Annotated in this window: 12 protein-coding genes; 2 read left to right on the forward strand and 10 right to left on the reverse strand. The window is 71.6% G+C overall.

Annotated elements, in window-relative coordinates; genetic code table 11:
* The coding region (locus BHU15_RS24090) for an ABC transporter ATP-binding protein (protein ID WP_069629113.1) at positions 1-1,286 on the forward strand (1,286 nt) is incomplete at its 5' end.
* A gap of 77 nt (positions 1,287-1,363) precedes the next feature.
* On the opposite strand, the gene BHU15_RS24095 is transcribed toward BHU15_RS24090, so the two are convergent.
* Positions 1,364-2,134, reverse strand: a complete 771-nt coding sequence (locus BHU15_RS24095) for an SGNH/GDSL hydrolase family protein (RefSeq protein ID WP_247748858.1) — start codon at positions 2,132-2,134, stop codon at positions 1,364-1,366.
* Between the two features lie 196 nt (positions 2,135-2,330).
* On the opposite strand from BHU15_RS24095, the gene BHU15_RS24100 reads away from it, so the two are divergent.
* Complete coding sequence (locus BHU15_RS24100; RefSeq protein ID WP_069629115.1) at positions 2,331-2,690, forward strand: DUF779 domain-containing protein; 360 nt, start codon at positions 2,331-2,333, stop codon at positions 2,688-2,690.
* Between the two features lie 17 nt (positions 2,691-2,707).
* On the opposite strand, the gene BHU15_RS24105 is transcribed toward BHU15_RS24100, so the two are convergent.
* The 9 genes from BHU15_RS24105 to BHU15_RS24145 form a co-directional block, all read right to left on the reverse strand.
* Positions 2,708-2,902 carry a hypothetical protein gene (locus BHU15_RS24105; RefSeq protein ID WP_023536788.1) on the reverse strand — a complete coding sequence of 65 codons (195 nt, stop codon included), beginning with the start codon at positions 2,900-2,902 and terminating at the stop codon, positions 2,708-2,710.
* Between the two features lie 151 nt (positions 2,903-3,053).
* Entirely contained in the window at positions 3,054-3,941 is an 888-nt protein-coding gene (locus tag BHU15_RS24110; protein WP_069629116.1) for a phosphatidylinositol-specific phospholipase C/glycerophosphodiester phosphodiesterase family protein, read from the reverse strand.
* A gap of 128 nt (positions 3,942-4,069) precedes the next feature.
* Positions 4,070-4,732, reverse strand: coding sequence for an ABC transporter ATP-binding protein (locus BHU15_RS24115; protein ID WP_069629117.1), 663 nt, complete (start codon positions 4,730-4,732; stop codon positions 4,070-4,072).
* Positions 4,725-5,645: an ABC transporter ATP-binding protein gene (locus BHU15_RS24120; RefSeq protein WP_079128344.1), complete on the reverse strand. Its 921-nt coding sequence runs from the start codon at positions 5,643-5,645 to the stop codon at positions 4,725-4,727. The genes BHU15_RS24115 and BHU15_RS24120 overlap by 8 nt, the downstream gene beginning before the upstream one ends.
* Before the next feature lie 50 nt (positions 5,646-5,695).
* Positions 5,696-6,583, reverse strand: coding sequence for an ABC transporter permease (locus BHU15_RS24125; RefSeq protein ID WP_069629119.1), 888 nt, complete (start codon positions 6,581-6,583; stop codon positions 5,696-5,698).
* Positions 6,576-7,541: an ABC transporter permease gene (locus tag BHU15_RS24130; RefSeq protein WP_069629123.1), complete on the reverse strand. Its 966-nt coding sequence runs from the start codon at positions 7,539-7,541 to the stop codon at positions 6,576-6,578. The genes BHU15_RS24125 and BHU15_RS24130 overlap by 8 nt, the downstream gene beginning before the upstream one ends.
* A gap of 23 nt (positions 7,542-7,564) precedes the next feature.
* Positions 7,565-9,163, reverse strand: a complete 1,599-nt coding sequence (locus BHU15_RS24135; protein WP_069629120.1) for an ABC transporter substrate-binding protein — start codon at positions 9,161-9,163, stop codon at positions 7,565-7,567.
* A 124-nt stretch (positions 9,164-9,287) separates the two neighbouring features.
* Positions 9,288-10,448 carry an acyl-CoA dehydrogenase family protein gene (locus tag BHU15_RS24140; protein ID WP_438284982.1) on the reverse strand — a complete coding sequence of 387 codons (1,161 nt, stop codon included), beginning with the start codon at positions 10,446-10,448 and terminating at the stop codon, positions 9,288-9,290.
* The coding region (locus BHU15_RS24145) for an acyl-CoA dehydrogenase family protein (protein ID WP_069629122.1) at positions 10,427-11,277 on the reverse strand (851 nt) is incomplete at its 5' end. The genes BHU15_RS24140 and BHU15_RS24145, both read right to left, overlap by 22 nt.

Consider the following 11,277-nt stretch of genomic DNA (forward strand, 5'->3'; position numbering starts at 1 on the left):
CGGTGCTGCTCGGGGTCACGCTGGTGATGGTGCTGATCCTGCCCCGCATCCGGGAGGCGGTCGCCCGCTCGCAGGAGTCGATCGGCGCCGTCGGCGCGGCGCTCGACCGGGCGCTCGGCGCGGCGAGGACCGTGAAGGCCAACGGCGCGGAGGGCAGGGAGACGGCGTTCGCGGGGCAGGCCGTCGACGGGGCGTACCGCGCGGGGCTGGTCGGCGCGCGGTACGTGGCGATGGTGAAGGTGCTGTCCGGCGTCTCCATCCAGGCGGCGTTCCTCGCCGTGCTCGGGGTGGGCGGCGCGCTGGTCGCCTCGGGGAGCCTGGAGGCGTCGGCGCTGATCGCGTTCCTGCTGTACGTGTTCTACCTGGCGAGTCCGATCGGCTCGCTGGTCGCGGGGCTGGGAATGCTCCAGCAGGGGCTCGGCGCCGTGGGACGTATCGAGCAGGTGGGGCGGATGCCGATCGAGGACGACGTCGACGGCGCGGGCGCCGACGGGGCGGTGGGCGCGGGCCGTTGGGACGGGAAGGACGCGCCGCCGGTCGAGTTCCGGGGCGTCCACTTCTCGTACCCGGACCGGTCCCCCGCGCTGCGCGGGATCTCGTTCACGGTGCGCGGCGGTACGCAGAGCGCGCTGGTGGGTCTCTCGGGTGCGGGAAAGACCACGATGTTCGCGCTGCTCCAGCGGTTCTACGAGCCGGCAGCCGGGCGGATCCTGATCGGCGGGGTGGACATCGCCACGCTGCCCCGCGCCGAGGTGCGCCGCCGGATCGCGTACGTCGAGCAGGAATCCCCGGTCATGGCGGGGACGATCGAGGACAACCTCACGTACGCGGCCTCCGGCGTGACGGACGAGGAGATCGCGGAGGTGCTGCGGCTGACCCGGCTCGACTCGCTGATCGAACGGCTTCCCGACGGGCTGCGCACGGAGGTCGGCAGCCGGGGTGTCGCGCTGTCGGGCGGTGAGCGGCAGCGGCTCGCCATCGCGCGGGCCCTGCTGCGCGGTCCCGAGGTGCTGCTGCTCGACGAGGCGACGGCGCAGCTCGACGCGAACAACGAGCGGGCGCTGCGCGAGGCGGTCGAGCAGGCGGCGCGGCGCTGCACCGTGCTGCTGATCGCGCATCGGCTCTCCACGGTGACGGGCGCGGATCAGATCGTGGTACTCGAACACGGGCGGGTACGCGGCACGGGGACGCACCGGGAACTGGTCGAGGCCGATGTGCTGTACCGCGAACTGGCCGCCTCCCAGATGCTGGTGGGTGACGAGGAGCCGGTGCCGGTGAATCCGTGAGAAGCGGTGGGGGCATTTCGCTCGCTCGCGAAATGCCCCCACCCGATCTCAGTCTTTCTCGATCAATTCGATTCCGGTCAGCCCGTAATGGAGTTCAGGGCTGCCAGATATCCGTCCCTGTGGCCCGCCGCATTCGGGTGGTAGGACTCGTTGATCTTGTCCCACTCCAGACTCGTGACCCATTCCGAACCACCCGAGCAGAGGGCGTGCGGGTCAAATGCGGGACGCGGGTCGAGGAAGGTGAATCCGGCCTCGGCCGCACGGCTCGCCATAATGTCGTTCAGTACGTCGGCCGCTGAATTCATGGCCGAACGCTCGGCGTCGCTGAGACCGAAGATCCCGCAGGAACCACCGATCTTGTAGAGCCTCGGGTAGCCGACGACGACGACCTTGGCCGACGGGGCGGCGGCCCGCACCGCGCCGTAGGTCTGCGCGAGCGCGGGGGACAGCGCGCCCTGCGCGGCCTGCTTCGCCAGCTCGACACCGGCGATGCAGTCAGCGTCGTCGATGGTGAGGATGCAGTTCGTCAGGACATCGACGAAACCGACGTCGTTGCCTCCGACCTGCACCGTCACCAGTGTGGTGTCGGCGGTCAGCTGCGGTATCTGGGTGCTGACGACATCGGCCGTGGTCGCGCCGGAGCACGAGGCCTCGACGAAACCGGTGGCCGGGTGCTGGGCGGCCCAGAGTCGCGGGTAGGTCAGCGGACCGCGCCGGCACGGGTCGTCGGGGTTGTCGTAGGTACGCGTACCGGGGGCGACCGCGTAGGAGTCGCCGATGGCGACGTACTTACCGTCCGCCTTCGGTGCCGCGGTCGCTGTGGGGGCTACGGTTGCGGCTACGACCATTGCCAGGAGTGCGGCGATGAGTGGTCTTTTTGAGCGCACGAATACTTCTCCGATGAGTGGGGTCATGGACTCTATATAAATAGCACCACTTGATGCCCCGCGGTATACCCGGTCATAAATTATCTGATGGCAATTCAGAAGACTGTCCCGCGGGCACGCAACCTTCATGCAACGTTGGGTGCGTTCTACTGGCGGGATGAGTGAAGAAGAGATCGCGCGGGTGGAGGTGACGCCCGCCGCCGCCGATCTGATCCGGCGACTGCGGGCGGACCACGGGCCGCTGATGTTCCATCAGTCCGGCGGCTGCTGCGACGGCAGCGCGCCCATGTGCTACCCGGACGGTGAGTTCCGTACGGGGAACTCGGACGTGCTCCTGGAGTCCCTGGAGATCGACGGAGTCACGGAGCCGGTGCCGTTCTGGATGTCGGTGAGCCAGTACGAGGCGTGGCGGCACACCCGGTTGATCGTCGACGTCGTCGAGGGGCGCGGCAGCGGCTTCTCGCTGGAGGCGCCGGAGGGGGTGCGGTTCCTGATCCGCTCACGGCTGGCCGGCTGAGCCGCCGCCGGACAGGACTACGGCTGGAGGCTGCTCACCACGTTGGCCGTGGAGTCGATGCCGTCCTGGATGGTCGGCGCCATGCTCGTGCCCGCGAGGAAGAAGCCGAGCAGTACACAGACGATCGCGTGCCACAGCTTGAGTCCGCTGTTACGCACGAAGATCACGGCGAGAACCGCCAGTAGCAGGACCACTGAGATCGAAATGGCCATCGCCAACCTCCTCCGCCGCGCCGGAATTGCGGCTTTCGGCCGTCAGTCTGGCGGAGCGGAGGGGCTGTCGCGGCAACGGGCGTGTAGGCCGTACGGGTTGACTGCCGGTCAATTTCGGTCGGCCGGGTCTGCCGGGTCGGCTGCGCGCCGGCTACCGGTCGTGCTCGGCCAGGAAGCCCTCCAGTCCGGCGAGGTCGTCGGTGTTGACGTGGTCGACCCCGGCCGCCAGCAGTTCGGACCACACGGCGTCGCGGGCGGGCCCGGCCAGGTCGGGGGTGGCCCAGAACCGGACGCGCTGGCCCCGGCGATGGGCGGCGCGGACGATCCGGTGCAGTTCGGTGCGCTCGGCGGCGGGGAACTCGCCGACCCCGGCCCAGGTGAAGCTCGTGGTCCAGTTGCTGCTGATGAGCGGTATGAACGAGGCCTTCGCCGTGCTGCCGAGGTCTTCGAGCCGGCCGTCGTAGAACGCGTGGCGGGTCCGCTGCGCCTCCATGGGGACGCGGGCGGCGCGGTCGCCGGAGATGACCGGGGTGACGGCCCCGTACCGCACCGCGCCGTGGGAGTAGGTGCTCAGCATGGAGCGGTAGGCGCGCAGTTGGCGGTGCAGCTCCAGATAGGCGGCGACGCCGTCCGTCTTGATGTCGACGAGCAGTTGCACCGGCCGGTTGCTTCCCCGGTACACGGCGCCGCCGTTGGCCCGTACCCGGTCACGCAGCGGGTCGAGGTAGAGCGAGCGGAGCGTACGCGTGGGGTCGAGCGTCTCGGGCTCGTGGGCGACCAGCAACTCGCCGTCGACCAGGAAGACATCGGCCTCGACGCTGGTGAAGCGGTGCGACAGCGCGTCGTGCAGGGGCCGTTCGTGCAGATAGTCGTTGTGCGCGTGGGCGCGGCGCAGCGGCTCGCGGCCCTTGCCCCGCCCGGTGGTGGAGAGCGCGGCGGTTTCGGGGCCGTCGGCGTGGGCGTACGAGGGGACGGCGACTGCTCCGGCGAACGCGGCGGCGAAGGTGGTCACCGCTCTGCGTCGGGTGGTGAGGGCCATGATGTCTCCGAGGTCGGTGGGGACGGGCTACGGCGGACACGACGACCTAGGACCTCGCCGGGGATCCAGTGCCACAAACCTCAGAAGACAAGGGCTTACGTACTGTTCGGCGACCCGACGGCTGTGATTCAGACAGCCACGGCGATCTCCGGCCAGCGGACCGTACGGTCGCACCAGCGCTCCAGCAGCACCCGGTCGTGGCCGACGGCGAGCAGCCCGGCGCCCTGGGCGCCGCGGTACTCCTCGACCACCGTGACCAGCGCGGCGGTGGTGGACGCGTCGAGCATCGCGGTCATCTCGTCGCAGACCAGCCAGCGCGGGCGCAGCACCAGCGCGCGGGCGAGACAGGCGCGTTGGAGCTGGCCGTCGCTGACCTCGTGCGGTCTGCGGCCGAGCAGGTCGTCGGTGAGCCCGACCGTGTGTGCCAACTCCCCCACCCGGTCGGCCACTTCGTCGCGACGGCCGCCCGCGCGCAGCGGCTCGGCGATCAGGTCGCTCAGCCGCAGCCGGGGGTCGGCCGACAGCCGGGGCTGTTGGAAGACGACCCCGATCGAGGTGCGTCGGGCTCTCGGGGCGCGGTGGCGCCAGCCGGTGACGCGTTCGCCGTCGAGGGTGACGGTGCCCGCTTGGGGCCGGTGCAGCAGGGCGGCGACGCGGGCGAGGGTCGACTTGCCGCAGCCGCTGGGGCCGAGGAGCCCCACCGACTCGCCGGGGGCGACGGTGAGGGTGGCGCCCCTGACGACGGGGGCGCCGCGTCCGTATCCGGCGGTGATGTCGAGGAGTTCAAGCATCGACGCGCTCCTCGGCGTGGTGGCAGGCGACGGCCGGGCCGGGCCCAGGGGCCAGGGCGGGCGGGGTGGCGCAGAGGTCGGTGGCGCGCGGGCAGCGGGCGGCGAAGGCGCACCCGTCGGGGAGGTCGCCCAGCTCGGGCGGCATGCCGGGGATGGGGGTGAACCCCCGCTCGGGCAGCGCGTCGAGCAGACCGCGCGCGTAGGGGTGGCGCGGTCCTTCCCCGCCGAAGAAGTCCCGCGCGGGGCTGAGTTCGACGATTCGGCCCGCGTACATGACGGCGACGCGGTCGGCGATCCGTTCGGCCGCCGCCAGGTCGTGGGTGATCATCAGCAGGGCGCGGCCGTCGTCGGTGTGGCGGCGCAGTTCGTCGGCCGTACGGTCGACGAGTTCCCGGTCGAGTCCGGTGGTCGGCTCGTCGGCCAGCAGCAGCGGGGCGTCGCCGATCAGGGCGAGCGCGGTCGCGGCGCGCTGCGCGAGACCGCCGGAGAGTTCGTGCGGGTAGCGGTCGAGATGGTCGGCGGGGTACGCCGCGCGCTCGGCCGCGGCCTCGGCCGCCTTGCCGGGCGCCGGCCCCCGCTCGCCGGTCAACTCGCGCAGCACCTCGACCAGTTGGGACCGTACGGTACGCACGGGAGTGAGGTGCGCGGCCGGGCTCTGCGGTACGAGTCCGATACGCCGGCCCCGTACCGTACGGGCCAGGGTCCGTTCGTCGGCGGCGAGCAGGTCCACGGGCGGCCCGCCTCCGAGCACGGCGGATCCGGTGGTCTGCGCGTTGCCCGGCAGCAGGCCGAGCAGCGCGGAGGCCAGGACGGACTTCCCGCAGCCGCTCTCGCCGACGAGCGCGAGGCACTCCCCCACGGCGAGGTCGAAGGTGGCGTCGGTGACGGCCGCGATGTGCCGGCCGCCCCGCATCCGGAAGCGGACGCCGAGGCCGCGTACCGACAGGACGGGTGAGGGCGTGGTCACAGCATCAGCTCCGATCGGCGGCGCGGATTGATCCGCTCGCGCCACACGCCGGCGAGCCCGGCGATGGCGAGGGTCGGGACGATCAGGAACAGTCCGGGGAAGAGCGTGGGCCACCAGTCGCCGGCGAGCAGCGAACCGCGCGCCGTCTGGACGAGATTGCCGAGGCTCGCCTGGTGGCTGGGCAGCCCGAGGCCGAGGAAGGAGAGCGCCGACTCGTGCCACATGGCGTGCGGCACCATCAGTACGGCGGCGAGTCCCGCCTGCGGCAGTACGCCCGGCAGCAGATGGCGCACGGTGATCCGCCACCGCGAGGAGCCGCCGGAGACCGCGGCGTCGATGTACGGGCGGGCGCGCAGCGACAGGACCTCGGAGCGGACGATCCGGGCGGTGGAGAGCCAGTGGGTGAGGGCGACCGACACGATCACCGGCCATACACCGGGGCGGAACATCGCGACGATGAAGATACCGAGGAGCAGGTGCGGCACCGACGAGAAGGTGTCGACCAGCCGCATGACGACACGGTCGGTCCAGCCGCCGAAGGCCGCGGCGGCGGCGCCCACGGCCGTGCCGATGACGGTGGCCACCAGCGCGGCGACCAGTCCGACGAGGAGCGAGACGCGCAGCCCGTACACACAGCGCAGGAGCAGATCGCGGCCGACGTCGTCGGTGCCGAACGGGTGGGCCAGGGAAGGCGGTTGGAGCTTGAGCGCGAGGTCGACGGCCTGCTCGTCCAGTTGGACGAGCGGCGGGACGATCAGGACGGCCAGGGCCACGGCGCCGACGACGGCGGCCGAGGTGACGGCGCGGACCGAGCGCGTGGAGCGGCGGCTGCGTCCGCGCGCCCGCCACACCGCGCCGGGCGGGGAGTGTGTGGTGTCAGCCATCGAAGCCCACCCTCGGGTCGGCGAGTCCGTACAGGAGGTCGGAGAGCAGATTGCCGACGAGCACGGCCGCCGTGGCGAGCACGGTGAGCGCCGCCAGCAGCGGGAAGTCCACGGAGGTGGCCGCCTGGACGGTGGCCGCCGCGATGCCCGGCCAGCTGAAGACCGTCTCGATCAGCAGCGCGCCGGTGATGAGTTCGGGGACGCGTGAGCCGATCAGGGTGAGCATCGGCAGCATCCCGGAGCGCCAGGCGTGCGAGAGCAGCACGGTGCGCTCGCTCAGTCCCCGGGCGCGCGCTCCGCGTACGGGGTCCTCCTCCAGCGCGTCGGCGACCCCCTGCCGTACGTAGAGGTAGAACCACGGCATCTGCGAGACACCGAGCACGGCCGCCGGCAGCACCAGGTGCGAGGCGACCTGGCCGAAGGTGACGATGTCGCTCCCCGAGTCGGTGAGACCGCCGGCGGGCAGGACGTCGAGCCGCAGGGCGAAGAACCAGATGGCGAGCAGACCGAGCCAGAACGCGGGCGCGGCCTCCAGGGTGTACGCGGCCGCGCTGACGCCCCGGTCGAGCCAGCCGCCGGGGCGGCGGGCGGCGGCGACCCCGAGCGCGGTGCCGAGCAGGATCGCGAGGACGAAGGCGGTGGTGGCCAGGAGCACGGACCAGCCGAGGCGTTCGGTGATCACGTCGGCGACCGGCCTGCGCATCACGCTGGAGTCGCCGAGATCGCCGGTGACGGCCGAGGTCAGCCACTCCCACCAGCGCGGGACGAGTGCCTGGTCGACGCCGAGGTTGGCGCGCAACTGGTCGAGGGTCTCCTGCGAGGCGGTGAGCCCGGCGGTGCCGGCGTACGCCTTGACGGGGTCGAACGGTGAGGCGGCGGCGACGGCGAAGACGCCGAAGGTGACGACCAGCAGGACGGGGGCGGCGAACAGCATCCGCCGCCCCGTCATACGGGCCATCGCCCCCCACGGGAGGCGTCGGTTCACGGTGTACGGGCCCACTTCTCGACGTTCCACCAGGGGCCGGACGCGAGTCCGTGGTCGTGCGGTTCGACCTGGGTGGTGAGGGTGCCCCAGGTGTCGTTCACGACGTAGATGTGGTCGATGTGGGTGAGGAAGGTGTAGCCGGGGTCCTTCGCCAGCTCGCGCTGGACGGTGTCGTACGCGGCCTTGCGCGCGGGCTTGTCCCCGCTCTCGCGGCCGGTGTCGAGCGCCTTGTCGACGGCCGGGTTGTCGTACCAGGCCATGTTGTTGAAGCCGTCCCCGGCGAGGCCCGAGTTGAGGAGGCTGAACTGGTCGAAGTCCGGGTCGCCGGGGGCTCCGCCGCCCGCCAGGACGGCGTCGGTCTTCATCCGCGGCTCGATGACCTCCCAGGTCCCGGCCTGGGTCTTGATGTCGATGCCGGCCTTCTTGGCGTCGGAGGCGTAGGCGAGGGCGTGGTCCTGGCGGAGCTTGTCGCCGGTGAGATACCAGAGCGGGAAGCTCGCGCGTACGCCGTCCTTGGTACGGACGCCGTCCTCGCCGGTCCGCCAGCCGGCCTCGTCGAGGATCTTCCCGGCCTTCGCGAGATCGTGCGGGCGCTCGGTGCCCTTGGTGAACCATTCGCTGTCGGTGGGGACGGGACCGTAGGCGGCCCGGCCCGCGCCGTCGAGGATCTTGTCGACCATGGTCTCGCGGTCGACGGCGACGTCGAGCGCGCGGCGTACGGCGGTGTCGCCCGCGACCTTGTTGTGGGTGGGGAGGGTGACGGTGCGGTAGTCGTACGTCGTGGCGGCGTACGTCTTGCGGCCCTTGTCGTCTTTGAAGCCCTTGGCGAGATTGGGCGGCAGGATCGCGCCGTCGAGGTCGCCGGCGCGCAGCCGGGTGGCGCGGATGTCGTCGTCCTTGATGATCGCCATGGTGAACTTCTTCACCGTGGCCTCGCCGCCCCAGTAGTCCGGGTTGGCCTTGAAGCTGATCTTCTCGCCCTTGGACCAGTTGGTCAGCAGGTACGGTCCGGTGCCGACGGGCTTGCTGGTGAACGGCCCGGAGTTGACGTCCTGCTTGCCCGCGACGTGCTCCGGCGCGATGGGGAGCACGGTCCGCTGGGCGAACGGCGCGTAGGGGTACTTGAGGGTGAAGACGACGGTGTTCTCGTCCTTGGCCGTGACGTCCTCGATGGCCGCCAGTTCGGTCTTGGACGGGTTGTTGGTCCCGGGGTCCAGGATGGTGCGGTAGGTGAAGACGACGTCCGCCGCGCTGAAGGGCTTGCCGTCGCTGAACTTCACGTCGTCGCGCAGCCGGTAGGTGTAGGTCATGCCGTCGGCGGTGACCTCGGGCAGCGCGGAGGCGAGGGCGGGCTTCAGATTCATGTCGCCGTCGACGGTGAGAAGCCCGTCGAAGAGTTTGGAGTTGCCGTCCTTGCCGTAGCCGAGCAGCGGGCTGAGGCTGTCCGGCTCGTAGGCGATCCCGACGACGGCGGACTCCTGGTCCCCGCCGCCGTCGCCGGAGCCGCTGTCCGGGTTCGAGCAGGCCACGGCGGTGAGGGCCAGCGAACCGGCCAGTGCCGCCGCGACCGTGCCACGTATCGAACGGGCGGTCATGGATTCCACACCCCTACTGAAGATCAAACGTTATTGCGAACGACTCGCAATTAAACAGTATGTAAAGGGGTGCTTGTCCAGGTGGCTTCCCGGCCGAACCGCTGGCCGGAGCCGGTGGCCGGAGTTACGCCGTCGGCGCTCCGGGCGCCGGCAGCGCGGTGAGCGCCGCGATGCTGTCGCGGTGCGCTCCGGTCGAACCCAGCGCGATCTCGTCCGACTTGGCCCGCTTGAGATACAGATGCGCCGGGTGCTCCCAGGTCATTCCGATGCCGCCGTGGAGCTGGACGCACTCCTCGGCCGCCCCCACGGCGACCCGGCCGCAGTACGCCTGGGCGACGGCCACGGCGAGCGGTGCGCCCGGGCTGTCGGTGGCCAGCGCGTCGGCGGCGTTGCGGGCGGCGGCGCGGGCCGAGACCACTTCCAGCCACAGCTGCGCCATCCGGTGCTTGAGCGCCTGGAACGAGCCGATGGGGCGGTTGAACTGGTGCCGTTCGCGGGTGTGCCGCACGGTCTCGGCCAAACACCATTCGGCGAGGCCGAGTTGCTCGGAGGCGAGCAGCCCCGCGCCCGTCAGCAGCCCGCGCCGTACGGCGGCGTCGGCCGCGCTCCTGTCGGCGAGCCGGGTCCCGGCGGCGAGGGCGAGGCCGGTCACGGTGACGGTGGACAGCGGGCGCGTGAGGTCGAGCGGGGTCTGCGCGCGGACGGTGACGCCGGGGGCCGCCGTGTCGACCGCGTACAGCCCGTCGGGTCCGAGGGTGAGCAGGACGTCGGCGCCCGCGGCGTCGGCGACGGCCCCGACCGGGCTCCCGGGGGCCGTGCCGGGGAGCGGGGCGTCCGGTCCGGTGGAGAGCGGCAGGGCGAGAACGGCGACCGTACGGCCTTCGGCCAGCCCGCGGAGCAGCTTCGCCGCGGACCCGTCGCCGTGCGTGCCTGCCGTGGCGCAGGCGAGCAGCGTCCGGGTCGCGATCACCGAACTGGTGAGGTAGGGCGCGGGAGTTACCGCCCGGCCCAGCTCCTCCAGCACCACCGCCGCCTCGCGGTGGCTCGCGCCCTGGCCGCCGAGCGCCTCCGGTACGAGCAGCCCGGCCGCGCCGATCCCGGTGGCGAGCGAGGTCCAGAGGGCGGGGTCGTACGGGGCGCCCGACTCGGCGCGGGCGAGCGCGGCGGGGACATCGCGGCGGTCGGTGAGCAGGGACCGTACGGCGGCGCGCAGGTCCTCCTCCGCCTCGGAGTAGAGCAGATCGGGCGCGTCGTCCTGGCCGGTCATCGGGTGAGGTCCTTCCATGCGACGTCCTTGTCGTCGCGCGGCTCGGCGGGCAGGCCGAGTACACGTTCGGCGACGATGTTGAGCAGTACCTCGCTCGTGCCGCCCTCGATGGAGTTGCCCTTGGAGCGCAGATAGCGGTACCCGGCCTCGCGGCCGGTGAAGTCGACCAGCTCCGGGCGGCGCATCGTCCAGTCGTCGTACAACAGGCCCTCGTCGCCGAGCAGTTCGACTTCAAGTCCGCTGATCTGCTGGTTGAGGCGGGCGAACGACAGCTTCAGGCCCGAGCCTTCGGGTCCCGGCCTGCCCACGGCGAGCTGCTGGCGCAGCCGTTCGCCCGTCATGCGTGCCACTTCGGCGTCCACCCAGAGGGCGAGCAGCCGCTGGTGCAGCTCGTGGGTGCGCAGGTCGGGGCGTTCGCGCCAGGTCCGGGAGACCGTACCGATCATGCCGCCCTCGCGCGGGAGACGGGCGCCGCCGATCGAGACGCGTTCGTTCATGAGGGTGGTCCGGGCGACCTTCCAGCCGTCGCCGACCGCGCCGAGCCGATGGGCGTCGGGGATCCGCACGTCGTTGAGGAAGACCTCGTTGAACTCGGCCTCGCCGGTTATCTGGCGCAGTGGCCGGACCTCCACGCCGGGATCGGTCATGTCGCAGATGAAGTAGCTGATGCCCCGGTGCTTGGGCAGCCCGGGGTCGGTGCGGGCGATGAGGATGGCCCAGCGCGCGAGATGGGCGCTGGAGGTCCACACCTTCTGCCCGTTGACGATCCAGTCGCCGCCCTCGTCCCGTACCGCCCGGGTGCCGAGCGCGGCGAGGTCGGACCCGGCGCCGGGCTCGCTGAACAGCT

This window comes from Streptomyces niveus (genome assembly GCF_001723055.1).
GTDB classification, from domain to species: domain Bacteria; phylum Actinomycetota; class Actinomycetes; order Streptomycetales; family Streptomycetaceae; genus Streptomyces; species Streptomyces niveus.